18 protein-coding genes are annotated in these 25,791 nt (G+C 58.2%); 6 read left to right on the top strand and 12 right to left on the bottom strand.

The window, feature by feature from the left end; translation table 11 throughout:
- Positions 1–51 precede the first annotated feature (51 nt).
- The 6 genes from HMPREF1267_RS11185 to HMPREF1267_RS11160 form a co-directional block, all read right to left on the bottom strand.
- A complete protein-coding gene (locus HMPREF1267_RS11185; RefSeq protein WP_232215145.1) occupies positions 52–2,421 on the bottom strand; it encodes a SpaA isopeptide-forming pilin-related protein in 2,370 nt (789 codons plus the stop codon).
- Between the two features lie 473 nt (positions 2,422–2,894).
- Positions 2,895–3,692: a SpaA isopeptide-forming pilin-related protein gene (locus tag HMPREF1267_RS11180; protein WP_084539252.1), complete on the bottom strand. Its 798-nt coding sequence runs from the start codon at positions 3,690–3,692 to the stop codon at positions 2,895–2,897.
- 62 nt (positions 3,693–3,754) lie between these two features.
- Positions 3,755–4,675, bottom strand: a complete 921-nt coding sequence (locus tag HMPREF1267_RS11175) for a class C sortase (RefSeq protein ID WP_023029314.1) — start codon at positions 4,673–4,675, stop codon at positions 3,755–3,757.
- 163 nt (positions 4,676–4,838) lie between these two features.
- A complete protein-coding gene (locus HMPREF1267_RS11170; RefSeq protein ID WP_023029313.1) occupies positions 4,839–6,383 on the bottom strand; it encodes a SpaH/EbpB family LPXTG-anchored major pilin in 1,545 nt (514 codons plus the stop codon).
- A gap of 449 nt (positions 6,384–6,832) precedes the next feature.
- Complete coding sequence (locus HMPREF1267_RS11165; protein WP_023029312.1) at positions 6,833–8,293, bottom strand: AI-2E family transporter; 1,461 nt, start codon at positions 8,291–8,293, stop codon at positions 6,833–6,835.
- A 139-nt stretch (positions 8,294–8,432) separates the two neighbouring features.
- On the bottom strand, positions 8,433–11,873 hold the full coding sequence (locus HMPREF1267_RS11160; RefSeq protein WP_023029311.1) for a bifunctional proline dehydrogenase/L-glutamate gamma-semialdehyde dehydrogenase: 3,441 nt from the start codon (positions 11,871–11,873) through the stop codon (positions 8,433–8,435).
- A gap of 998 nt (positions 11,874–12,871) precedes the next feature.
- Between HMPREF1267_RS11160 and HMPREF1267_RS11155 the strand changes: the two genes are divergently transcribed.
- Complete coding sequence (locus tag HMPREF1267_RS11155; RefSeq protein ID WP_232215144.1) at positions 12,872–14,644, top strand: LPXTG cell wall anchor domain-containing protein; 1,773 nt, start codon at positions 12,872–12,874, stop codon at positions 14,642–14,644.
- A 138-nt stretch (positions 14,645–14,782) separates the two neighbouring features.
- Here the strand turns inward: HMPREF1267_RS11155 and HMPREF1267_RS11150 are convergent, their stop codons facing one another.
- From HMPREF1267_RS11150 to HMPREF1267_RS11140, 4 genes are all read right to left on the bottom strand, one after another.
- Complete coding sequence (locus HMPREF1267_RS11150; RefSeq protein ID WP_023029309.1) at positions 14,783–15,457, bottom strand: response regulator transcription factor; 675 nt, start codon at positions 15,455–15,457, stop codon at positions 14,783–14,785.
- The gene (locus HMPREF1267_RS13200; protein WP_005285046.1) at positions 15,442–15,597 is read right to left on the bottom strand and encodes a hypothetical protein; all 156 of its coding nucleotides are present in this window, start codon (positions 15,595–15,597) and stop codon (positions 15,442–15,444) included. Before HMPREF1267_RS13200 ends, HMPREF1267_RS11150 begins: the two co-directional genes overlap by 16 nt.
- Positions 15,598–15,688: 91 nt before the next feature.
- Entirely contained in the window at positions 15,689–16,867 is a 1,179-nt protein-coding gene (locus HMPREF1267_RS11145; RefSeq protein ID WP_232215143.1) for a histidine kinase, read from the bottom strand.
- A 239-nt stretch (positions 16,868–17,106) separates the two neighbouring features.
- Positions 17,107–17,328, bottom strand: coding sequence for a hypothetical protein (locus tag HMPREF1267_RS11140; protein WP_023029307.1), 222 nt, complete (start codon positions 17,326–17,328; stop codon positions 17,107–17,109).
- Between the two features lie 496 nt (positions 17,329–17,824).
- Between HMPREF1267_RS11140 and dnaK the strand changes: the two genes are divergently transcribed.
- The 5 genes from dnaK to HMPREF1267_RS11115 all read left to right on the top strand — a co-directional run bounded on the left by dnaK (position 17,825) and on the right by HMPREF1267_RS11115 (position 24,237).
- Positions 17,825–19,687: a molecular chaperone DnaK gene (dnaK, locus tag HMPREF1267_RS11135; protein WP_023029306.1), complete on the top strand. Its 1,863-nt coding sequence runs from the start codon at positions 17,825–17,827 to the stop codon at positions 19,685–19,687.
- A complete protein-coding gene (gene grpE / locus HMPREF1267_RS11130; protein ID WP_005279390.1) occupies positions 19,687–20,409 on the top strand; it encodes a nucleotide exchange factor GrpE in 723 nt (240 codons plus the stop codon). Before dnaK ends, grpE begins: the two co-directional genes overlap by 1 nt.
- Positions 20,410–20,507: 98 nt before the next feature.
- Positions 20,508–21,713, top strand: coding sequence for a molecular chaperone DnaJ (gene dnaJ / locus HMPREF1267_RS11125; protein ID WP_005279391.1), 1,206 nt, complete (start codon positions 20,508–20,510; stop codon positions 21,711–21,713).
- Between the two features lie 20 nt (positions 21,714–21,733).
- Positions 21,734–22,261 (top strand): heat shock protein transcriptional repressor HspR, encoded by a 528-nt coding sequence (locus tag HMPREF1267_RS11120; protein WP_023029305.1) that lies wholly within the window; start codon positions 21,734–21,736, stop codon positions 22,259–22,261.
- Positions 22,262–22,716: 455 nt separating this feature from the next.
- Complete coding sequence (locus HMPREF1267_RS11115) at positions 22,717–24,237, top strand: aldehyde dehydrogenase family protein (protein ID WP_023029304.1); 1,521 nt, start codon at positions 22,717–22,719, stop codon at positions 24,235–24,237.
- Between the two features lie 43 nt (positions 24,238–24,280).
- Here HMPREF1267_RS11115 and HMPREF1267_RS11110 read toward each other — a convergent pair whose 3' ends face one another.
- Positions 24,281–25,459, bottom strand: a complete 1,179-nt coding sequence (locus HMPREF1267_RS11110) for an alpha/beta hydrolase (RefSeq protein WP_023029303.1) — start codon at positions 25,457–25,459, stop codon at positions 24,281–24,283.
- Positions 25,456–25,719, bottom strand: coding sequence for a hypothetical protein (locus HMPREF1267_RS11105; protein ID WP_034667264.1), 264 nt, complete (start codon positions 25,717–25,719; stop codon positions 25,456–25,458). Before HMPREF1267_RS11105 ends, HMPREF1267_RS11110 begins: the two co-directional genes overlap by 4 nt.
- Between the last annotated feature and the right edge of the window lie 72 nt (positions 25,720–25,791).

Raw genomic sequence — 25,791 nt, 5'->3', positions numbered from 1 at the left:
CGATGAGCGGGCCTCTTGGTTAAGGAACAGCTCTACGGAGTAGTCCCGTGATTAGTTCAAGGCACGCCGTCCAATAAATACAGCTGCTGCCGCTACGACGCTGGCCAAGAGGGCGAGCCCTCCTAAGCCGCGACCGCCGGTATTGGGCAGGTCGCCTTTACGGATATCAGCTACCTGCATGACGGAGTGGTTCGCATCCTTCTCATCTTTTTGGATGGAAATTTCCGGATACTGTTCAGCTCCTCCTTCGATTTGAATCTCTGGTTTTCCAGATTCTCCAACGGCGATGTTGAAGTAAATCGGGCTACTAAGTAGCTGGTAGCCAGAGGGTGCTTGTGTTTCTACCAGCTCATAGCGGTTGCCCGGCTGGAGATCGAAAATCCGCGTTGCACCATCGCGCAGGACCCCTACTTGTTCGCGATTGTCTCCATCCATTTTATTGAGGGTGAATTCGGAGCCCGCTAGAGGTTGTGGCTGGTCTTCGAAACTGACTTTTTGCACGGAAAGATCAATTTTTACGGGAACGGTATCATTTTCAATCGTGCAATTGACGATGCCCCGGAATGGAACATCCACGCCGAATCCTGGTTTTTGAGCATCGTCAATATTGCGTACTTCGGAGTCCTTAGTCTTCCACGAGTTGCCCTCACGCACGCGTGTCGTGCATACGGCATTCTTGCCGTTCTGCTTGTGGAGCCTATATCCAGACTGCTGGTGCTCAACTACGGTGACGGATTGACCCTTCCTGTTTTCTTGATTCAAGGACCGTCCATAGCGTCCGTTCTCGTCGGTTTTATCAGTGACTTGTGCTTTACGCTCAGTTCCATCCTCGCCGTCGATGATAGCTTCTTGACCACCGTTAACAGAGGTATCAAAGGTCCAATCCTGTCCAGGTGACACTGAGCCGTCTTTGCCATGGACAAGCTTAGTCACGTTAATGGAACCAAAGCAGTCACTGAGGACTAGGTCATTGAGTCTATTCACCAAATTATTGAAGTTATCTACGGTAGTGACAGCATCCTCGCTGGAGATATCTGCACCGATGGACTTAGTATTACGAACGCCCGCACGCCAAACTTCTGGCTGGTTCGTAATATCGTATTCCGTGACGGTACTCGCATCAGTGGTATCCCACATCAAGACCTTGCCATTCTCGACAATATCCCGCACGAAATCCGCTTGTCCGTAGTAGCTCGGGTATCCATAGCCGTCCTGGTGAGGCCAGGGTTTTGATATACCATCTGTCACATTGGGTACGTTTGGCGTCTTCTGATTTTTAACTGCCCCCAAACCGAAGTAATCATCTTTCAGAATGTGCTCGTTAAATGGTTCTACGCCTACCATAACGGTTTCGATGCGTGTGCCGGATTCTTTGATCCGGTTAGCCGCGCGAACTGCGGCGGATAGATCACTTTGATTGATCAGGGTACCGATATCAAAGCCGTAAGGATAGTCTCGCCCGCTTGTGGTTGGAAGCCCATCGGAGATGAAGTAGACTACGTCGAACTCTCCCGAGGGGACCTGGTTAAGGCCGGCCTCATAATTGGTGCCACCACGACCATCGCGGTAAAAAGGTTCTGCGATGGCATTAACAGCGCTGCGCAGCTTTCGCACATCACCATTGTCGTTGAGGCTCAACGTATCTGTTGACATTCCGGGGACGGACTTTGCGCTCGAAGCAAAGTTATAGATCGCCATCTGGCTTCCTGTTCCCTGTAACGCGTTAATAACACTCAAGCCGGCATCGCGGCTAGCAGCAACACCGGCACCATTATTTCGTGCGATGGAATCGGAGGTATCGAAAACTAGGGCAATCTTTCCCCCACAGCGCTTCGGCAAGGCGGGGTTTGGGGAAGATGCTGGCAGCCAGTCTAACTCGTGACGTGGTGTTTCTGGTGCGTTGATATCGATATCTGTTGCGTCACGGTTGAACCACTCGGGAGCCTTGTGCCACAGCGTCATCTGGCAATTGGATTGTGTCACATTTAGTGGGATCTGGGCTTCGACATCGAAGGAGTCGATGTTTGAAGGAGCTCGTTGCATCTTTTGATTGAGCTCAAAAAAGATTCGGTTTCCACTTACCGTCAGCGTGTAATCAACGTCTTTTTTCAGCTCTGTCCAACCGGCCGCCCCGGAGCCGAAGCGGAGTTGCAGCCGTGGATCTGCGGTATTGATGGCATTAGTGAGGTCCCCGACTCCATTAAGAGCCACCTCGACGACGCTTACATCTTTGCCGCCATGCTTCCGCGTGTTTTCTGAATTGTCCCACCAAGTCTTTGCATACAGAAGGCCATCGTTTGAGGTGCAAGCATCCCACGTTCTCTTGTTTGGAAGCTTACGGTAGTTTTTCGCCTCTGTAGGATTTCCAACTGCTGGGGGCTCTGGTGGTGCTAACTCGGTGCCTTCCATGGTCGCCGTCATACTAGACAACCTAGGGACATTTCTCTGTCCTGCCCGCCATTGGACAACAATTGGAGTCCCAGGCTGTACGTCTATGGCAGTCGGAAGATCTACAGTAAGCGTATTCGTGGGCCTCCCGCTAGGCGATATCCAAGACACAGGATACGGGGCACCATTGATAGTGAGAACCTTGTCTGTATCAGCTGGGTTCGTACCGAACCTCTCTGTGGTGTTAAGAGTGAGCTTTTTCATCGACATCGCTTGGGTGGCCGACATGTGAACCGAAAAAACGTTGCTGTATACAGTGCGAACGTTATTGATTGTCACCGGAGCTCGCACTGCAGATTGAGCATGAGCAGTCGGTGTGACGGAGTGTTCCGATTGGGTTGGGGTGACCGCTGGAACAGCCCCAGCTGTCAACATGAGGGTAAAGGCAGCTACTGCGCTTGTCCGCATTTTGCGGGAGAAGCTGTGCATTGTTGTCGTCCCTTTCATCATTGGTCACCTTTATTATTTCGACGGATAAGCAGCATTCCGGCCGCGATGAGGCCAGCAGCCAGAACAAGGATTCCGAGTACGGAAGCGCCTGTTCGTGCTAATTGGCTGGGCTTTGGTTTCTCAGGACCTTCTGGTGGGGTATCAGTAGGCGTAGTTTCTGTTGTTTCGGAGCCATCCGATCCCGGTACCGGAGGCGTGGTGCCCTCAGGTGGTGGGGTCGGATTAGGTTCCGATGGAGTCGGAGTGGGGGTCGGTCGTGGATCGGGGATATCCGTTGGTGGAGGGACATCGCCACCGCCGTCGTCGGTTTTGGCTACAACCTTGAGATCGTGTAGCCAATTTCCCTCCTTGTCGGTGGCAGGAAGCACAACGATCATGGGCTGGATGTCCTTATGCTTCTCCCCGCTGCGTTGGGGAGGGGTTATCTCGATTAGGTACGCACCCGCAGGGAGGTTGTCGAAGCGAACCTTGCCAGAACTATCGCTGGTTTCTTTCCTCTTGACCTCAGTAAATCCCAGATCGCGTGCCTTTTGCGGAGTGAGGTTGAGTGCATCCGTATATCCCTGGTGCGTACGAATATCAAGGCCCGCTACCTGCGCCAATTCGAAGGTATAACCGCTTAATGCCCCTGGCGGTAGCTCGCCCTCTTTAACCTCATCAAATGGATTACCGGTGGGCAGAGAAATGGTAAGGGAATTGAGCTCTTGACCAATGGAACTGGGGTCAACCTGGGTGGATGCTGGGGCATACCCTGAAATGACTTTGGCATCAGCCGGTGTTGCAGGGGCAGTCATTGTCACGAGACATCCTGCGCACAGGGCTGCTGTTGCCCGAGCTAGTCTACGTTGCTTAAACATTATGCTTCCTCTAGTGATACTGACTGACCGAATTTTGGCTTTTGCTTTTTGTTCAATTTGTACAGCCAGAAAGCGGCCGCAATGGCGATAAGCAATGCGCCAGCCATAAAAGCCCACATCCACCACGTCCAGTGGAGGCCACGAGGGGTAAAGGCTTGTTCTGCTTCCTCATCGAAAGGAACGCGCTCAGCAGTAACCAACAAGCGATGGGAATTGACACCATACGGCGTGCAGGTAATGAGGGTAACTTGGTCCTTTCCGGCTTCTGGCCGGAGAGAATCCGTCTCGTGCGGAAGCACCACCCGAATGTCATTGACCTGGTACTTCATTTTTTCACCGGAGACACCAACATAGATTGGGTCTCCTTCTTTGACTTTGTTGAGATTGTCAAAGAGCGTGGCGTTTACCAGTCCGGTGTGGGCAGTTAGGACTGAGTGCGTTCCTTCTCCGCCAACAGGGAGGTCAGAGCCGTATAGGTGCCCAACACCCTTTTGCAGGACGTCCTCACTGGTGCCGTGATAAACGGGAAGATCGACGTCAGCCGAAGGTACAACGAGGCGAGCCATTACGTCATGGGCATCTAATTCGGATAAGTACGCTTGGTAGTCGGCGTTGTCCTCAGAAATACGCGTGAGCCAAGGATCGAGGATCGGACCAGCCGAATGCGTCTTGTTATATTCTTGGGCTGCGGCGAATTGCTGGGCAAGCAACTCCTTATCCGTATTATCGATGTCGCTGCTATAAGAATCAGCGGCACGGAGCTGTTCCCAGTTATTGAGTTGTGTCACCACCACTGGATAAAGTAAGAGGCCGATGGCAAGCAGCGCTAGGACAATGACGGGAACTGCCTTTTGCGGCAGAGCCTTCGATGTATCTCTGTGCTTCGCTTTAACCGCGGGACCAGAAGTGCGCAGTACCATATAAAAATTTCCTCACTCGCCAGACTCGGCATGTCCTTTGTGGTGGTGTAAAACCTCGTGGAATCTGTCCCCGCGCCGAAGCGAGGGGACAGCTCACGTATGTGGGAGTTAGGTGCCCGTATGCAGTTGAATTAACTCCCGGGTGCTCAACCGATGATTCGGTTTAGCTTTCTTTGTTCGCGCGGCGAGCGAACCAGAGTGCACCGCCTGCTACCAGTACAGCCAGTGCGCCTAGGATGCCAATACCCATGCCACCGGTAAGCGGGAGCTGAGGCATCTCGGAACGCTTGTTTTTAATCTGTGCTTCGTATTGGACTGGCGAAGCGGTATTCAGCTTGTCTTCGCTGGAGGCCAGCTGGAAGGAGTGGACCTCGGAGGTGGCAACAAATCCCCGTGGGGCTTTGGTCTCTACGAGGCAGTAGGATTTGTTGATTTGGTTTGAATTATCTTCGACGTTGGTGACGTGGACGCCATCGATCAGTACGGTGCCGTCGTCAGCAGTCTCCCACTTAGAAGTGCCGTTGATCGAAATCTTTTTCTGGTCACTTAGCTGATTAGCTTGCGTTTCAGTTCCGTCACAGCGGTAGAGCTCGAATTCAGCGCCCTTCAGAGGAGTCTGAGAGCCCTCTTCAGTCTTAACTACCTTGACCTGGCCCCAGTAGGACTTGACCTCATTGGATTCGGTCTTAGTTTCCTCCTCTTGGTTGGGGTAGTGCACGAACTGCTGAGCCTTGTTGACCGCGATGCCATCGGTGCCTGCCAGTTCCTTCACCTTGGCGGTAATGGTGAGATCGACGGTGGTTCCAGCATCCAATCTTGAAAGCTTTGTCAATCCGGCCTTAGTGAAACTAACTTCGACCTTGCCGTAGTTTTCGCTGTTCGCGTCCTTATTGACTGTCAGGGAGTAGTCAGTACCTTCAGCGATCGGGTCGTCATTCGATAGTTTCACGCTTGCATCAACGAGCTCGAGGTTATCGGTATCGATCGTATCCTCAAGACGGAAGCCTTGGAGCTCTTCGTTATTCGGGATCACTGGAACGTTGCCGTGGACGACGTAGTTGATGTTGTCACTGACGTTCTTGTCTTCGTCTTTGACTTCCTTGGTAACGCCTGCGGTGGTGTTCTTCGGCTGAACCACCACATTGTAGTTCCATCCATTGCCTTCACCGTTGGTATAGGGCAGGGAGACGATGAATGGGGTGGAGGGGGCTACCTCGGAGGATTGGTAAGTTTTGCCGGTTTTGACATCCGTGACCTCACCATTGATGGTTTCTTCGAATCGCCAGATGCCTTGTTCGAGGGGGGAATTCTGCGAATCGAACTTCAGTTGACCATTTTGATCAGTTTCTCCGGTGACCGTGGTTCCCGTCTTTTTAGCGCCAAGCTCCGTATAGTTGTCTGCAGTCAGATTGCCCAATTGCTTCGGGTCTACTCCGCTGGTGTCAAGGAGCATACCAGTGAAGGTTGCGCCCGCCAGTGGGTTACCGGTTGCACTTGGATCTGTTGTGCCGGAACCAGGGGCGCCAATGCTGGTGGGGTTCAGGCGCTTATCAATAGTCAGGGTCACCGGCGCATTTTCGTCGATGACAGCGGCGGGGGCAGCAGCTGGAGCGCCATCTTGAGCCACGGCGGTTACTCCGCCCAGGGACAGCGTGAGTCCGAAGATTGCCGCAGCGCTTGCGGACCGGATAAATGCAGTTTTCTTCATGCGTGAAAAGCCTTTCTGTGCTTAACACCTAACCTGTAGAGGGGCTTGTATGAGGTGTTGGCGAGGGAATTGTGGGAACCATGAGAAGGTTTCCCCTGTAAATAAAATAAAAAATTAGATGTTCTCGTACAAATTAATTGGAGTGTGATTATCGTTACCTTAAAATGAGCTGCCTACTAGATTTATCTAACGTCAGGGGTCTTCTGGAAATGTGCTGGTTATAGCCTTATGGGCGCAGGTCGGAGATTTGAGGATGGGCGATCTGGCTGCAATTTATCTGCCGGAGAGTGGAGCTAAAAAATTTATTAGTCGTCCGAAAGATAATAAATATGCACCCCAATGTTTGCGAGTGTAACGTATGCAAGTTTGGTCATAAGAAAAGCCGGTGAGAAGAAAACTACTTCTTCACCGGCTTATTGAACCTAGCGGAATGTTGTGTTTTCCAGAAGCTACTGCAACGGGCTCATGGCCGCGAAAAGCTGCTTTACCTTATCGCGAGGAGATTCCTCGCGGGGGCTGCTGCTGTCGTTTCCTTCGTCGGTGCGCTCGGTCTCGAGGGTTGTATTGTCCGCGTTCTCATCCTTATCGTCCTTGGAGGTGTACTTGGAACCGGTGACGACTTCGATGTCATCGGGGGAGACTTCTCCGGCGCGCAGGGCGGCTATCTCTGCGTGGTAGCGCAGGACAACGGCAATCGTTGCGGCGACCGGCACGGCGAGGAAAGCACCGACGATGCCGGCCAGGGTGGAGCCCACGGTGATGGAAAGCAAGACGATGGCCGCGTGCAGGCCCATGGCCCTGGACTGCAGGATGGGCTGGAGGACGTTGCTTTCTACCTGCTGGACAATGATGATAAGCGCCAGCGCGAGCAGCGCATTGGTGAGGCCATTGGATACCAGGGCGATGATGACGGCCAGGGCGCCGGCGGTGACCGCACCGATGATGGGGATAAAGCCCGCGAAGAAGGTAATGACCGCGATGACCAGTGCCAGTGGGACTTGGAGGGCCCAGAGGCCGAGGCCGATAAAGACGGCATCGACAAGCGCAACAATAGCCTGGGCCTGAATGAAGCCAGACAGCGTCTTCCACACGCGCGAGGTGAGCTCCGTGATGTGCCATGCGGCGGAATTGCCGGTGTATTTGCGCAGCCAGGGCAAGAACCTATCGCCATCTTTAATGATGAAGAAGGTGATAAAGAGCATGATGACGGTGGCTACCGCAATGGAGCTGGCCATGGAGACACCAGAAAGCACGCCGGTGGCAATCGTGGAGGCCTGGCCCTTGGCAAAGGTCACGATGTCTTGGAAGACCGATTGCAGCTGGTCCACCTCAATATCCAGCGGGGAATCGTTGACCATCTTGGTCAGCTGCATAATGCCTGCTTCGGCCTCATTAATAAGAACCTTGGACTGCGCGGTGACCATGGGCGCCATGGCGGCAAAGATGCCGCCGAAAATAACCACCAAGCCCAAAAGCGTCGTGACCGCTGCCAGAGTGCGGGGAAAGCCTACGGACCGCAGCCAGGCGGTGACCGGATACAGCACCGTGGATACCAGGATGGCCAGGATAACCGGCAGTAGGCCCACCCAAATAAAGCGCAGCAGGAAGCCCGCCAGGCCAAGTCCTGCCGCGATGAGGATAAAGCACACCGAAATCTTGGCCATGCTGCGGAAGTCTTTCGCCAGCACGGCGGATTTATTATCGCGATCGGCGGGATCGGCGGTGGCTACCTCAGCGCCCAGCTGGGATTCATCGGGGGAGACCAGCGGCGCGGCGTAGGGGTTTTTCGCATCGGCCTTGCGGTTGACGGCGTTGTCCTCAAGCGCCGAGGGGTACTGCGCGCGCTGCGCCGCGTCCTGGCCCGAGTGCTGCCCCGCGCCGTGAGGGGAATGGTTTTCTGGCGTAGTCATTCATCTACTATGCCACAGGAAACCACCTAGAGATAGCGCCGGAAAAGCGGAGAAAAAGGTAGCGCCCACCCAACTCCCAGCAGGAAGGGGAGAAGGCGGGGCGCTTAGTCGGTATACCGTGAGGACGGCAACTGGCGTATTAGTCGCGCAGGTTGCCCACGTTGCGGATGATGCCGAAGCGGTGCATGGTCACGGAGACTGCCTGCTCGAGGAGGTAAGGCATGAGCTCACGGCGGCCATCGGCAAGCACGGGCTGATCCAGCACCACGGAGTTGGAGCGCACCGCTGCCTCGTAGACGGAATCCGGCACGGTGCCCAGGGCACGCACGCGGGAGGACTCGTCATTGGCCACGGCGGCGGCGAAGGAACCATCAGAAATGGACTTCACGTCGAAGCCGAGCTCCTGCAGCTGGGCGGCAACCTCTGGGGCGGCGGAGATTTCCGTCTCGGTGCCGGTAATGCCGGAGGCCAGCACCTGGCGGGCGACATCGCGCAGCTTGTAGTCCTCGCCCACGCGGATGCGCAGCTTGGTCAACAGCGGGCGGTAGCGGAAGCGGTTGGCCTCAGAAACCAGCGCGGTGCGGTCGTGGGTGCGGCCGAATTCCTCGAGCCACGCAATCCGGTCCAGCTCGGCGGAGCGCCAGAGCCATTCCAGATCGTCCTTGCTGAGCTCATCAGAAAGCTCATCGCGCAGGCGCTCCAGAATCTTCACGCTGGCCGGGGCAATGTCCACGTCGCGCGGCTTGAGCTCGCCATCGGTCCAGGTACCCATCTGGGCCACGTAGTTCGGGCCGCCGGCCTTCGCACCCGGTCCCATGACGGACTTCTTCCAGCCACCGAAGGACTGGCGCTGAACAATCGCGCCGGTAATGCCGCGGTTGACGTAGGCGTTGCCCACCTCAACGTTGTCGATCCAGTACTCGATTTCATTGTCATCCAGGGAGTGGATGCCGCCGGTCAGGCCATAGCCGGTGCTGTTTTGCCAAGCAATGGCCTCTTCCAAGGTATCGGCGTACATGATGCCGAGGATGGGGCCGAAGCACTCATTCTTGTGGTACCAAGAGCCCGGCTGGACATTATCGCGAATGCCTGGGGACCACAGGGTGCCCTCTTCGTTGAGCTTCTCCGGCTTCAGCAGCCACTTCTCGCCCGGCTCCAGCTGGGTCAGGCCGCGCAGCAGCTTCTCGCTCGGCTTTTCAGCCAGTCCGTTCATCGTGGTGGTGATGTCATAGCCCGGGCCAGGCTTCAGGGTCTTGACGGAATCCAGCAGCTGCTCGCGCAAGCGCTTGGACTTGCCCGCAGCACCAACGAAAATCACCAGCGAAGCGGCCGAACACTTCTGGCCGGAGTGGCCGAAGGCGGAGTTGTACAGGTCCTGGATGGCCAGGTCCGGGTCGGCGGCTGGGGTGATGACCAGCGCGTTCTTACCGGAGGTCTCTGCCATCAGGTTCATCTTGGGCTTCCAGGAGCGGAAGAGCGCGCCGGTATCGGAGGCACCGGTCAAGATGATGTTATCCACGTCATCGTGGGAGAGCAGGGCCTTGCCGGCGTCGCCTTCATCAGTCAGCACCAGCTGCACCAGATCCGGGTCCAAACCTTCTGCTTCGAGTGCGGTGCGGAAGGCCTCAACCACCATCTTGCCGCAGTGGACCACCTGGGGAGCAGGCTTGACGATGACCGCCGAGCCCGCCGCCAAGGAAGCCGCAATGCCGCCAGTAGGAATGGCGATGGGGAAGTTCCACGGCGGGGTCACCACGGTGACGGTGTGCGGGTGGAACTCGGAGTGTGCCTCTTCCAAGAAGCGGGCGGACTGGCCGTAGTAGGTGCAGAAGTCAATGGCTTCCGAGACCTCCGGGTCAGTCTGGGTGACCGTCTTATTCGCCTCATAGGCTGCCACGGAGATGAAGTCTCCGCGCTTGGCGGCCAGCTGATCCGCGACGGCGTCCAGAGCCGCGGCGCGCTCTGCGGCGGGGCGCTTGCCCCATTCGGTGCCCAGTTCCTTGGCGCGAGCGACGTAGCTTTCCACGGCGGAGGGGTCGGTGACCTCTTGGACGCCGTGCTCACCAGGGTCATTTGCAAGCGCGCGCTTGGCCCAGGTGCGGTTCGGGGTAATTGCCGGGTCCGTATCGGGCTCGTTCCTGAAGCGGCCGGAATCCGGTGCCTGGCGCCCGGAATCCTCGAGGCGGTTCTGGGTGCGGCGCGATCCAGCGAAGGTATCCCAGCGCTTGGCCACGGCCTTGCGGAAGGTCTCTTCCTGGCTTGCCAATGGCTCCTCGCCCGGGGCGAAGAGGGCGTAGAGGAAGTTCTGCGGCGCGGAGTTCTCCTCCAAGCGGCGCACGAGGTAGGAGACGGCGACGTCGAAGTCGTCCGCGTGGACCACCGGGGTGTAGAGGATCTGGCGGCCTTCGTAGACCTTGCGCACGGCTGCCTGCTGCGCCGGGGACATGCCCTGCAGCATCTCAGAATCCAGCATGTGCAGCACGCCGCGCTTTACGCCCAGCTCGTAGGCCATGGCGGCGGTGTACAGGTTGTGGCTGGCCACGCCGATGCGGATGCAGTCTGCGAATTCCTCCTGCAGGATGTAATCCAGCAGGCGGTAGTAGTTAGCGTCAACGTCCAGCTTGTTGGTGTAGGTAGCCAGCGGCCAGTCGTGGACTTCGCTTTCAGCAGTCTCCATGGACAGGTTGGCGCCCTTTACAATGCGCACCTTGACCTTGGCGCCGCCCTCTGCCACGCGCTGCTTGGCAAATTCCGCGATGTCCTGGAGGGCATCGAAGGTATCGGGTAGGTAGGCCTGCAGCACGATGCCGGATTCCAGGTTCTTGAACTCCGGCTCGCTCAAAAGGCTCTTGAACAGGCGCAGCGTCAGGTGGAGGTCGTGGTATTCCTCCATGTCCATATTGATAAAGACCTGCGGGTTGCGGCGTGCGGCTTCCTGGTAGAGCGGGCGCAGGCGGTCCTTCAAGCGCTCTACGGAACTGCCGATGTCCCAGTTATTCAGCTGCGCCACCATCGAGGACGCCTTGACGGATACGTAGGTCACGCGCGGGTTCTTGATGAGCTCCAGCGTGCGGCGTGCGCGGGACTTTGCTTCTTCTTCACCGAGCACGGCCTCGCCCAGGAGGTTGAGGTTCAACTGCTCGCCGGAGGCTGCGGCCTTTTCCAGGGTGTCATTGAGCGCATCCGATTCCGCGTCCAGCACCAGGTGGCCAACCATCTTGCGCATGTACATGCGTGCTACCGGCATGACCAGGTTAGGCAGGATGGGGCCGAAGAAGCCGCCGGCGCCAACGAGTGCGCCATTGATGCTGCCCAGGAAGGAAGGATCGTACTGGGAGGAAATGTCCTTCAGCGCCTTGGCCGCGACCTTGTCATCCTCCGGGCGCATGACGCGGTCCACGAAGTCCATGGTGAACCGCACACCATTGTCATCACGCAGCAGCTCCGCGAGCTGCTCGGTGGCCTTGTCCTTTTCATCTGCGGTGGAATCAAGCCAGCCCTGCGCGCGCTTAATGGCGGAGGGCAGTACGGCCTCAACATCATCAGATAGTGGCGTGCGGGTGTATGCGGGAGAAGTCATGTGAAATTCAACCTCTTTTTCGAAACGTGTACTTCCAGGTTGGTGGCCAACCCACACCGCGGTGTGGCCTTTATGCTGTGACTTTTAGCGCCGGTGGCAGAAAGTGGCTGGTAAGTCTATGGAAATGAGAAAGCATGCGGGGCGTTTTAACGCCGCACACGTGGCAATGAGTGGAACACGCGGAATGCGCGCGCCGCTGCTCGGTGGTTTACACCAAGCGAATCAACAAGCCATAGTGCTATCGGTATTGGTGACCGGGGGCCTGTCGCTATGGCGGCGGACGCGTGCCAAGTTGGTGTTCAACACTCACCTGCTTTCTACGAAGTGACGATATTAAAAAAGGGTGAGCACTCTATGTAGTAAAAGTGCAATGCCCTTTATGTTCCAGAACGGGGTATAAGTACCGGGAACGGCATAAATCCGCTGGTACGCAAGGATTTTTACCCCTTTGCTGTTAACCTGATTATAGGGGTGGAAGGAACGTGACGCTAGTCTCGTTTGCAAAATCACACTCGGGGGTAAAAACGGAAAGACTAACGTGCTGCGTACAGAGGTTTAGGGGGTAGCTGCAGTCTGGCATTGAAGGCGTGGTTTCCCCGAGATTAACCGTGTTAAAGACGGTCTAGCGAGGTCAGGTCCGTGCGGGGATGTGGGGTAAATGGGCATGGGCTGCATTTCACCCAGATCGCCGCTCATGCGAAGTCGATATGTGTCCAACCTTGTACATGAGGTACACGCTTTTCACAGCTCATGTTAATGTTCACGGCTGAATCTTAAGCATTCTCTAGCCCCTATCCATCTACTTGCCAGAGGTTTCCATGAGGACTTCCAGAAAAGCTTCCACGAAAGTAATGGCGTTGCTTACTGCTTCGCTCCTGACGGTAGGGGGGGCTGCGGTCGTAACCCCTACATCCGCTAATGCCTTCATTCCTGACAAGTCATTAACGACATCCCACGGTGATAAGCGGTGGCATGGAGTCAAAACGGCGAACATTACTTTGGACACGGATAAAACCAAGGTAAAACCAGGCGATACCGTCAATGCCCACGTTGAAGTTGAAGGTGAGGCGCCATATCCAGAGTCGGGCTCGTGGACATATGGCAAGTCTGATGTCACCGCAGTCATCTTCGTCCTACAGGTAGATCCGAAATTGACGGTACCGTCGGTGGATAAGTTGAATTTTAAGTGGGGCGATGGAAAGCAACGAACGCCGTTCAGAACAGTCCCGTACCCAGATCAGAATGCAGTGCTTCTGGAGTTTTCGGCCCGTGATCTCTCGCTTGGACCGAAGCCTTCCTTTAGCCTGGATTTCCCTGCCACAGTCAATAAGAGCGTCAAAGACGGGGAAGAGCTCGGAGTCACAGTCCAGACCGAAATGACTATCCGTCCGACACTGGACTGGACATATGGTGACTGGGAAATGCGCGATATCGGACAAGCCTGCTTCCGAGATGCTGAGGGTACGCTTACCTTTGAAAACCCAGGTCATTACGGAACCTGGATGGCCGATCTGTGGCTGGGAACCGATGTTGACCACTTCAAATTGAATGGTAAACCAGAATTTAAGGTGACGGGTCCAGATGGAAAGGATCTGACCAATACGGTCTTCCCAAGTGACGCCTATCCACAGCGCACCGTGAACCCAATTGCTAAGCCGACGATTTATACGGGTTCTGACGCTACAGATTTCAATGGTTATCGTTGGTTGAGCCGCTACCAGTGGAAGATCAATGAAGAGAATTTGGCTGGTGACGTGTGGATCCCCGAAGGCTCTACCATCCGTGTAAAGCAACGGGTGGAGTCTACTGAGTGCTCATTCAATCCCAGCCAGGACAACTTTGGTGTCAAGGTTGAAAGCCGTAATGCCCCTTTGGCTAAGCTAGATACTGCTCAGGCCGCGCTGACCGTCGATGAAAACCCAGAGGCGCCTACTCCAAGCGAAACTGAACCAAAGCCAGATACGGAAAAGGAGTCGGAGCCGTCTTCTACCTCTTCTACCCCGTCTACGGAGGCGACGACTACTTCGGATTCTCCTGAACCGTCGGAGCCAACGGAGCCAACGGAACCGTCAGAGCCTTCGGAGACTACGCCCAATGAAGATGGCGAGACCACGGTAACGACCACGGAACCAGAGACCGAGGATCCTGAGCCTGAACCGGAGGGGTCTGAGCCGAAGCCTGATCCGGAAGAGGATCCTGAGCCTTCTTCTCCTTCGTCTACTACCTCTACGGAGACGACGACCAAGACGACTACGCCTACCTGCAAGCCATCGGAGTCTGAGTCTCCTAAGCCTTCGGAGCCATCCGAACCGTCAGAGCCAACGCCTAGCGAGAGTGGCAAGACCACGGTTCCTTCCACGGAGCCTGAGTCTGAGGATCCGGACTGCGAGCCTTCGGGAAGCCCTGAGACTACGCCTTCGTCTACCACGACGCCGACGCTGCCGCAGCCACTGCTCCCTGTGCCATTGCTGCCGTTGGGAAAGAACAAGGATAAGGAACCGAGCACGACGCCGGAAAAGCCGAAGTCGAGCGAGCCTAAGGGAACTGAGCCGCAGGAGCCCAGCAAGCAGCAGGAGACCACCCAGCCGCAGAATGGGTCGCAGTCTCATGCCGCCACCAGCACGACGGCGCCAGCCCCTGCCAAAGGTGACCACTCGCAGCGAACCACTGGCCTTGCCAATACCGGTGCATCTGTCATCGGCCTGGTGATTGCCGGAATAATGGCTATTGCAGGCGGTCTCTTCCTGGTGCGTAGGAACCGCAACGCTTAAGAAAGCTAGTGGCAGTTACCTGGCACTGCCGGCTTCTGAGAAGCTGACTTAGAAGCGGTCAAAGCAGCGCCCTTGCAACGCATACGAAACGTTGCGGGGGCGCATTGTGCTGTGCAGGTGCCCTCTCAAGGAAAGCCCCTATTTCCCGTAGCCGGCTTTCAGCGCTTTGACGGCGAGTTCGAGGCGGGACTTAGCATGGAATTCGCTGAGCAGGCTGGAGACGTATTTCTTGACGGTGCCGGCGGCATAGTGGGTGCTGGTGGCTATTTCCTCATTGGATTTGCCCTCGCAGACTAGGTCGAGGATGCGCTCTTGTGCCGGGGAGATGGTGGGTGCTTCCGGGCTGTGGTCCGGGGCGGCGGCATCGCTATCGGTCTGCAGCTCCGGCATCTGCTGGAAGAGGCGCGTCAAAGATTGCGGGGCGACGACCGTGCCACCGCGCACCGCCTCCCGCACCGTATCTTGGATATAGGCGGGCTTGGAGCTTTTGAGGATATAGGCTGCGGCCTTGTGGGACATGACCTCTTTGAGGGTGTCATCGTCATCCATCGCCGTCATCGCGATGAAGACTGGGGGATCCTCCAGCTTGTTGATCTCGCGCAATAATACTGTGCCATCCATTTCTGGCATGTGAATATCGGCGATAACCGCATCGATATCGTTGGCCTTTAGCTGCTCCAGGGCGTCCTTGCCGTTTTCCGCGGTGGCGCGGACCTCCATGTCCTCGGCGGTAGCAAAGTAGTGGCCTAGGGCCTGGAGGACGAGGGGGTCGTCATCGACAAGCAGCAGCGCTGTCTTTACTCGAAGCACCATGGAGCCGGGCAGCCGAAGACGAGTTCTACGGAGGATTCGTACTTGGTGTTGTGGGGGAGATCGCCAGGGGTGAGGTCCGCACCGAAAAGGGAGGTGGACATCATTAAGGGCGTGAGGATGCTAGCGAGCGCGGTCTGCATAACCAATCTCCTTGTCATAAAATCTACGTCAAAATAAGCAAGGCATAGCTTAATAGAACGGGGCGCGGGCCTGCCATGCGGCGTGGCATAATTAACGCGCCTTATGCGCCGAAGGTGGCAGGGATAGGGTGAGCTCCCAGCGCTTGTCGATGCCCCTCGTATCCAGCCTGGCATCGATAGTTGCTGCGATGCGCTGCATGGATGAAAGCCCGATGCCTGACGATGTCTCCGCCGAGGTGGCCGTGGGCTTGGCTATGGGATTGCTCAGCCTAAGCTGCGTCCAGCCCCTATGAGGCCGCGCTGAAATGGCAATCTCGGCACCGGGCGGCGAGTACTTCACAGCGTTCAGGCACGCCTCGGTGGTAATAGCGGCGATGGATTCGAGCACCGTGGGAGGAAATTCGGGGCAGAAATCGTGCCCGCTGATATTGACGACCGGGCGCCGGTTGAGCTTGGAGAGCCGCTCTTCCTCGCGGCTAAGCAGCTGGGCAAAGCTGGTGGGCGGGGCCATCGTCCCCAGGCTGGTGGTCTCGGTGGTGCCCTCGATATTGGTGCGCAGTACTTTGGTGAGCGCGCGGACCTCGGACATGGAGGCACGCATGGCATCGCTAAGCTCAGCCAGCCGACGGCTAAGCTCCGGTGTTTGGGCATATTCCAAGCTCAAGGCCTCTAATTGCATGGTATTGACCGTCAGGCTGGAGACCACGGAATTGTGGAGGGTCTCCGCCAAGTCGGTCTGGCGCCGCTTGACGTCGTTATTCCATTCCACCATCGCCTTCTTGTAGCGCTTGGCGGAATGCGCCAGCGTGCCGCCGATAAGGGCGCTGACAGTCAAAAGCATGCCCCAGACCAGCGCGGGCGCCGGGAGGAAAACCAGCCGGTGCGTGCCAGGATCGATAAGGCCGACACCCCAAAATGCCAAGAGCAGGAAGAAGGTCTGCCACCTAGTGCCGTGAAATGCGAAGACGGCGAGGAAGACCGGGGCGAGGAAGACACAGCTGGCGTAGGGGATGCCCACCGTGAGGATGGCAGCGACCCAGATGCCCAGGAACGCCACCGTCATGGTCTTGGGGTAGCGGTACACAGAGGCGGTGATCACCGTGAGGATAAGCCCGATGATGGCCGCGGAAAGCTGGTGCTCGGTTGGGGTGAGAAACGCTGCGAGCAGGGTAAGTGCTACGCACAGCGCGGCGATCAAAGCTGCGGTGCGCTGGAGGGTCATCGCCGATCGGAGGCGGTGATACAGCGGCGGGCGAGGGGCGTGGGTCACGGCGAGAAGGATGCTTTCTAGACGCGGCGGGCTAAATAGACGTGCGCGTCTAGTGTAAATACAAACGCATATCTAATAGGTAGGGCGTGAAAACAGCTCAACCTCCCGCACCTTCTGGCTGCTTATTTGTGCAGCTTAATTGCGCAGCGCATGCCGCGCGGCAACGAGGGTGGGGGAGGTTTAGCTGGTCTTCATGAAGGAGTGTGAAACGCTACCGAGCGTTTTAAGTGCTCGGAGTTTTAAGCGTTTGCGGCGGTGGCGGTGGTGGCAGCCTCTTCAGCCGCAGCGGTGGTCTCAGTGGTGGACTCTACGCTGCCCTGGGAGGACAAGCCCTCAACTACAGAGGACAGGCCCTCGGAGTTGGAGTCGGACTGAGAAATCAGCCCAACAATGCCCTTGGTGATCTTAACGATAGTATCGAAGTCAACGGCGGAGCTGAGGTGTACAAGGGTATCGAGCATTGACATTTCCTTTCATGTCGGTGGGGGAAGTGAATCTACACAACAATCATTCTCTGGAGAGCAACCGAGCGGCTGCCGTGGTGTCCAGTATCTGCGAGCGGGTGAAGGCTGACAATCCTCTTTGTGCCCCATTCTTTGGTAACTTTTGGCCACCTTTGGGTCACTTTTTGGGGCGCTTTTGGGGTGCCGTGTGGGTGACTTTGGGATCTGCGGGACTCTCTGGGAAAGAGTTTTTCTGTGCTGTGTTATCGGGGAAGCTGGGACGTCGTGCCATCATTGCGGCCTGCCTAGCTGGGGAAACATGAAAAGTTTCAAGAAAGTTGAGTCCGTGGGAATAACTTTGCAGGGTGGCCCGTTGTTAAGATTGAGTGACACAGGCTCAAGGTTTTGTGTAGGAGCGCTAAAGTTCTGTTAGAGTAGCGCAAGGACGCAACGAAGAGTTGAGTCACTGACAATCAACTTTATTAACTGTACTCGATAAAAAGGAGAATGAATCATGGGACGCGCAGTAGGTATTGACCTTGGTACGACGAACTCCGTCGTTTCCGTACTGGAAGGTGGCGAGTCCACCGTTATCGCTAACTCCGAAGGTTCTCGCACCACGCCTTCCGTTGTAGCGTTTGCTAAGAACGGCGAAATCCTGGTTGGCCAGTCCGCCAAGAACCAGGCCGTGACCAACGTGGACCGCACCATCCGCTCCGTCAAGCGCCACATTGGTACTGACTGGAAGGTCAACATTGATGACAAGGACTACACCTCCCAGGAGATTTCCGCTCGCACGCTGATGAAGCTGAAGCGCGATGCAGAGTCCTACTTGGGTGAGGATGTTACGGACGCCGTTATTACCGTCCCTGCATACTTCGAGGACGCACAGCGCCAGGCCACCAAGGAAGCTGGCCAGATCGCCGGCCTGAATGTCCTGCGCATTGTCAACGAGCCCACCGCTGCTGCGCTTGCATACGGCCTGGAAAAGGGCGAGCAAGAGCAGACCATCCTGGTCTTTGACTTGGGCGGCGGCACCTTCGACGTGTCCTTGCTGGAAATCGGCGATGGCGTCGTTGAGGTTATGGCTACTGCAGGTGACAACACCTTGGGCGGCGATGACTGGGACCAGCGCATCGTTGACTGGTTGGTTGACCGCTTCAAGAGCTCCCAGGGCGTTGACCTGACCAAGGACAAGCGCGCCGTGCAGCGTCTGCGCGAGGCTGCAGAGAAGGCCAAGATTGAGCTGTCCTCCTCCCAGCAGGCCAACATCAACCTGCCTTACATCACCGTTGACTCTGATAAGAACCCGCTGTTCTTGGACGAGACCCTGACCCGCACCGAGTTCCAGAAGATCACCCAGGATCTGCTGGACCGCACCAAGGCTCCATTCAACCAGGTCATCAAGGATGCTGACCTTTCCGTCGGCGATATCGACCACGTCGTGCTGGTCGGCGGTTCCACCCGTATGCCGGCCGTCTCTGACTTGGTCAAGGAGCTGACCAGCAAGGACCCGAACAAGGGCGTTAACCCGGACGAGGTCGTTGCAGTGGGTGCTGCCCTCCAGGCAGGCGTGCTGCGCGGCGAGGTTAAGGACGTGCTGCTTCTCGATGTCACCCCGCTCTCCCTCGGCATTGAAACCAAGGGCGGCGTGATGACCAAGCTCATCGAGCGCAACACCACCATCCCGACCAAGAAGTCCGAGACCTTCACCACCGCAGAAGACAACCAGCCTTCCGTGCAGATTCAGGTCTTCCAGGGCGAGCGCGAGATGGCTACCGCCAACAAGCTGCTGGGTTCCTTCGAGCTCGGCGGCATTGCACCGGCGCCTCGCGGTGTGCCCCAGATTGAGGTCACCTTCGATATCGACGCCAACGGAATCGTCCACGTGACCGCCAAGGACAAGGGCACCGGCAAGGAAAACACCATCAAGATCCAGGAAGGCTCCGGCCTTTCCCAGGAAGAGATCGACCGCATGGTCAAGGACGCCGAGCAGCACGCTGAGGAAGACAAGAAGCGTCGCGAGGAGCAGGAGCTGCGCAATAACGCAGAGTCCACCTCCTACCAGACCCGCAAGTTCTTGGAGGATAACGAGGACAAGGTCTCTGAGGACACCAAGACCAAGGTCACCGAGGCTGCTGACGCCGTCGATGAGGCGCTGAAGGGCGATGACCTCGACGCCATCAAGTCCGCAGTAGAGAAGCTGTCCACCGAATCCCAGGAGATGGGCAAGCAGATCTACGAGGCACAGGCTGCAGAGGGCGGCGCTGAGGGTGCTGGCGATGCCGGCGCCGCACAGGGCGACCCGAACGTGGTCGACGCTGAAGTTGTGGACGAAGACGAGAACTCCGACGACAACAAGGATGGCGACAAGTAATGACTCAGGACAGCGGAATGCCGCAAAACCCAGGCGACCCGGAAAACACGGATCCGGAGGCTACCTCGGCTGACCGCGCTGAGGCTGCCGCCGAAAAGGCCGAGGAAGCACAGGCTGCCAACGACGCGCAGGCTGATGCCTCCGAAGAAGCCAAGTTGGATCCCACCCTTGATGCTGACCTCGAAGACGCGCTGGCTGATGTCAACGCCGATGAGGTCGAAGCCGAGGCGGAGGGCGATGAACCCACCTCCACCGGCGCTGCCACCAACGATGTGGAGGCGCAGTTGGCAGAACGCACGGAAGACCTCCAGCGTCTGAATGCGGAATACACCAACTACCGCCGCCGCACCGAGCGTGACCGCCAATCCGTTATCGAAACCGCGAAGGCAAAGGTCATTAGCGACTTGCTGCCGGTCCTCGATGACCTCGATTTGGCCAAGCAGCACGGTGACCTAGAGGGCCCGCTCAAGGCGGTTGCGGATAAGCTCCGCAAGGGCCTAGAGCAGCACAACCTCACCGCCTTTGGTGAAGAAGGCGAACCCTTCGACCCAGAGATGCACGAGGCCGTGCAGGATTTATCCTCCGGCGATGAGCAGGTGCTCGGCACCGTGCTGCGCCAGGGCTACCGCGTAGGCGAGAGGCTGGTGCGCAACGCGCTGGTCATCATCGCGGACCCCGGTGAGGACTCCGGCAGTTCGGAAGGCACCGAACAAGCCGATTAATCCGGGAAAAGGGCGCCTTGGGAACTGACTGATTCAACTTCCCCCGGCGCCCTTTTTACTAACTACAACCGATTCTTCTTGAAAGGAGGAGATGCCCAGTGAGCGCTAAACCCGAATGGGCAGACAAAGATTATTATGCGGATCTGGGGGTCTCCTCGTCCGCAGACCAAAGCGAGATCAAGCGCGCGTACCGCAAGCTTGCCCGCGAAAACCACCCGGATACCCACCCCGATGACCCCGCGGCAGCGGACCGGTTCAAGCGGGTTGCGGAAGCATACGATGTGCTTTCCGATGCCTCCGAGCGTAAGGAATACGACCAGTTCAAGGCCATGCTGCGCAATGGCGGTGGCTTTGGACGGAACGGAGGCGCCGGCTTTCCCGGCGGGTTTCGATCCACGAACATGGGTGGACAAGGTGCGCAAGACTTCGACCTCTCGGACCTCTTCGGAGGAGCCACTGGAGGATCGTCTCAAGGCGGCGGTTTTGGGGATATCTTCGGTAGCGTTTTCAACCGCAGCGGTAGTGCTGGCCACTCAGCTAAACCGTCGCGGGGGGCCGACGTCGAAACGGAAATAACCCTAGATTTCCGCGAGGCCGCCAAGGGGACCACCATCCCGCTGGCCTTAAGTGGTAATGCGCCGTGCACCACGTGCCACGGCTCGGGTTCTTCCTCCGGCAAGACCTCAACGTGCGGGACCTGCAATGGCTCCGGGTACACCTCGGAAAACCGCGGTGCCTTCGGCTTTTCCGCCCCGTGCAAGGATTGCGATGGCACGGGCCGCCGCATCCCAGATCCATGTTCGGACTGCAACGGCACCGGAACGGTGCACCGCACCCGGAATATCACGGTCCGCATTCCCGCCGGCGTCATCGACGGCCAAAAGGTCCGCATCGCCGGCCAGGGCGAGGCTGGCCCGAATGGCACCCCGGCCGGTGACCTCTTCGTTGCGGTCACCGTGAAGCCAGACAAGGTCTTCACCCGTGACGGCGACGATATCCACATCACCGTCCCCGTCTCGTTTGCCGAGCTCGCCCTTGGTGACACCATCACGGTCCCCACCTTGGATAGCCCGGTCCGCGTGAAGATCCCGGCTGGTACCCCGGATGGCCGCACCTTGCGTGTGCGTGGGCGCGGCATTGCCAAGCGCGCCGGCAAGGCTGGCGACCTGTTGGTGAGCGTGCAGGTCACCGTTCCTTCCAAGCTCGATGCCGCGGCCTCCAGCGCCTTGCGCACCTATGCACAAGCCGAAAAGGACTCTGGCTTTAATCCCCGCGCAGGCTGGGCCGGCGCGGAGAGCAATTAAGGCAGGAGGTGCATTGCACAATGAGTACTGGAAAGGCAGAAGGCTCCGCCACCGCGGTTTACGTCATTTCCGTGGCCGCCGAGCTTTCCGGGATGCACGCCCAAACCCTGCGCACCTATGACCGCATGGGTTTGGTCTCCCCGGCCCGCACCCGGGGCGGCGGTCGCCGTTATTCGGATCGCGATATTGAATTGCTCCGCAAGATTCAGGCGCTGTCGCAAGACGATGGCGTCAATCTCGCCGGCATCAAATCCATCATCGAGCTAACTGAAGAGCGCGACCAGCTCGAGGCCGAACGCGATGCGCTTGCCGATGAAGTCCGTGCCCTCCGCGACCAGCTCGCCGCCGGGCAGCGCTCGGGATCGCAGCACCCCCAAGCGCAGGGGCAGCACACCCGCGGCGCACAAGGTCCGCAAGGCTCGCAGGCTCCGGTGCACTCCCAGCGCAGCGGTGAGCTCGTCCACGTCCCGCGGTCTACCTCCGTGGTGATGTGGAGCCCGCGCACCGCGCGCGATCGCAAACGCAATCGCCGAAACAACGGCGGCTAAACCGGCTAAACCGCCTAATTCGTCCTGCGGACGAGAAACCTCAACTTAAAACCCTCCATACCTTTGCCAGGACATAGCGCCCGCACAGGTATGGAGGGTTTATCTCTGTCCAAAAGTCCTTCACCTCCGCGGTTCCTCCCTCGGTGCTCTCTCTCGGCGCATTCGCGGGAGCCCTCTCGGTGCCCATCGGCGCCTACCCGTTCCCGCGTCCTCTCGCAGTCGCTACGCCTTCACCCCGGAAATGTCGCGCCCGCACAACCGGACTTTGGCCTGTGAAGAAATGTTAATTTCTCACCCCTATTTTGTGCGAGATGCGAAAAAGTGCATTACTATGGCCGGAAAGCAGGTGAGATACGCCACGGTAGAGCGCCTGCAGTGGTCCGAGCCATAACCGGCAAGGACCACACCTGGCAAGAGCCACAGTCGAGATTTCTGCACGAGAGGACACCACCATCATGACTTTGTACGCAGCACCCGGAACCGAAGGGGCCATCGTCAACTACCGCGACCGCTATGACAATTACATTGGCGGTAAGTGGGTACCGCCAGTCGATGGCGAGTACATGGACAACATCAGCCCCGTGACCGGTGAAGTATTTTGTCAGGTGGCCCGCGGCAAGGAAGCCGATGTTAATGCGGCTATCGATGCCGCGGAAAAGGCCTTCGCCACCTTTGGCAAGACCACGCCAGCAGAGCGCGCGCTCTTGCTGCACCGTATCGCGGACCGGATTGAAGAGAACCTGGAAAAGATCGCCGTCGCGGAAACCTGGGAAAACGGCAAGGCCGTCCGCGAGACCTTGGCCGCCGATATCCCACTGGCCGTTGACCACTTCCGCTACTTCGCGGGCGCCATCCGCGCGCAGGAGGGCCGCCTGTCCCAAATCAGCGAAGACACCGTGGCCTACCACTACCACGAGCCGCTCGGCGTGGTCGGCCAAATCATCCCGTGGAACTTCCCGCTGCTCATGGCCTCTTGGAAGATCGCCCCGGCCCTGGCCGCCGGTAACTGCATCGTTCTCAAACCCGCGGAGCAAACGCCAGCATCCATCCTCTTGCTCATGGATATCATCGGCGACCTCCTCCCAGACGGCGTGCTCAATATCGTCAACGGTGTGGGCGAGGAAGCTGGTGCGGCATTGTCGGGTTCGGACCGCATCGCCAAGATCGCGTTCACCGGATCCACCCCAGTGGGCAAGCTCATCAATAAGGCCGCCGCGGACAAGGTCATTCCGGTCACCCTGGAACTCGGCGGTAAATCGCCGTCCATCTTCTTCAAAGACATCATGGATGAAGATGACTCCTACCTAGAAAAGTGCGTCGAGGGATTCGTCATGTTCGCCCTCAACCAGGGCGAGGTCTGCACCTGCCCATCGCGCGCGCTGGTCCATGAGGATATTGCTGATAAGTTCTTGGAGCTCGCCATCGAGCGCGTCAAGAAGATCAAGATTGGCCACCCGTTGGATACCGAAACCATGATGGGCGCCCAGGCCTCTCAGGAGCAGATGGACAAGATCACCGAATACCTCAAGATCGGCCCAGAAGAAGGCGCGGAAACGCTCACCGGCGGCCACGTGAACAAGGTCGAAGGCCTCGAAAACGGCTATTACATCGAGCCCACGGTCTTTAAGGGCAGCAACGAGATGCGCATCTTCCAGGAGGAGATCTTCGGGCCAGTGCTCTCTGTGGCGACCTTCAAGGATTACGACGAGGCCATCGAGATCGCGAATACCACCAACTTCGGCCTTGGCGCCGGCGTATGGTCGCGCCAACAAAACATCTGCTACCGCGCCGGGCGCGATATTCAGGCCGGCCGCGTGTGGATCAACCACTACCACGACTACCCGGCACACAGCGCCTTCGGCGGCTACAAGGAATCCGGCCTGGGCCGCGAGAACCACTTGATGATGCTCGGCCACTACCAGGAAACCAAGAACATGCTGGTCTCGTACTCGGACGCCCCCGCAGGACTCTTCTAAACCCGCCCCACGCTCCCACGCCCCCGCGCTGCCCAGCCCAACGCTAATCCGGCCTGGGTTCCGGGGCGGCCACCGTGCCCAAACCGCGCAGGAACTGCGGGTCCTCCCAATAAGACCCGTGGTCCCCAGGCAGGCCATCCGCGCCGGGGAGGGGAGTGGCGCCAAAGGACTGGGTGGTGGGATCCGGGCCGTGGATCCCGCTCAGTGGCCCCGTCGCGATAGCGATGGGGTCATTGTCATTGGTCGCCGCCCACACAGTGCCGTGCAGCTCGCCGGCGTGCTGAGCACTCGTGCCGGGGCTTCCCACGAGCACGATATCGGAGGCGATTTCCTCCTCGCGCGCCGCGTATCCGGTCACGACGGAGCCATAGGAATAGCCCACCACCGTTCGCTTTGCGCCTGGATACCGCTTGCCGATGCCCCGCTGAAACCGCACCAGCTCCTGCCCCGCCGCCCGCGCGGGATCGGCGTGCACGGCGCGCGGCAAACTCGACGGCGCCTGGTAACCCAACCACACGGCGGCAGGACCACCGCTCGCCTTAGCAATATTGCGGCCACGGTCCACGGCGCGCTGCCAGGTGGTGGGGTCGGAGGAATGCACGCCTTCAACAAACGTGGTCACGGACGCAGGCTCCGTGCGAAAGCCCTCAGGATCCACCAGTGCCACCAGCCGTCCGGGGCTTGTCTCCACAATGCGCATATCGGGATTATCCGCGGCCAGCTGCGCCACGCGGTCGCTGGCCTGGGCGAGGTTAATCTCGTGGATGGTATCGAGGGGAAGATCGGCAAAATCCTCCAGCCGCTTAGGCGGTTCCGCCCCGGCGGGCGTGCAGAGGGCGTCGATTTCTTGGGAACAGAGCCAATCGAGGGCATCGCCAAGCGCGCGCACCTCCCGCAGTTGCACGGCACCGGCTAGCGCGGCGGGCCCAGAAAGCTCGTCGATCTTGCCCAAAAAGGAAATGATCCGCGCCTCCACCTCCTCGCGCCAGGCCTGCAGGTCCGCATGCCGGTCGAGTACCTCGATGACCCGCTCCATCTGCCCAAGCGGGCTACTCAGCCACTCGGTTGCCTCCGCCAAACCGGATCGCGCCGCCACGCCCGCGGGCCCACCCAGCGATAGCGAGCGCCAATCGTGGTGTGAATCCACATAGTGAGTGTGCAGGCCAGCGCTGTCCGCGGCGAGCTGCGCGGCGCTGTGGCGCAGGGCAGTCGATAGATTCATCGCACCCTCCCCAAGCTCGCGGCGAGCGAGGAATCGAGCGCGCCGCTGCGGTCCAGAAAGTCGTGGAGGCTGCGCAGGTGTTGGGAAACGGTGGCATCGCTAAGCTGCTGCGTCTCAGACCATTGCGCCACCGCGCGCTGGAGGGAAGCGGACGTCCGAGAGGCCACGCTTAAGTGCGCCCCCGGCAACGCCGCCGCCGGCCGCGCCCTCAACGTGCGTACATGTGCGGGAAGGTGTTCAGGAATATCTACATAACTCATGGCCTTAAGCGTGGCCGCTGCGGGCTGTGGCCGCGAGGGCAAAATCGCCAACCTGTGGATAACTAGGTGACG

The organism is Corynebacterium sp. KPL1824 (assembly GCF_000478095.1).
Classification (GTDB): domain Bacteria; phylum Actinomycetota; class Actinomycetes; order Mycobacteriales; family Mycobacteriaceae; genus Corynebacterium; species Corynebacterium accolens.
This window is presented reverse-complemented; position numbering and strand designations above follow the sequence as displayed.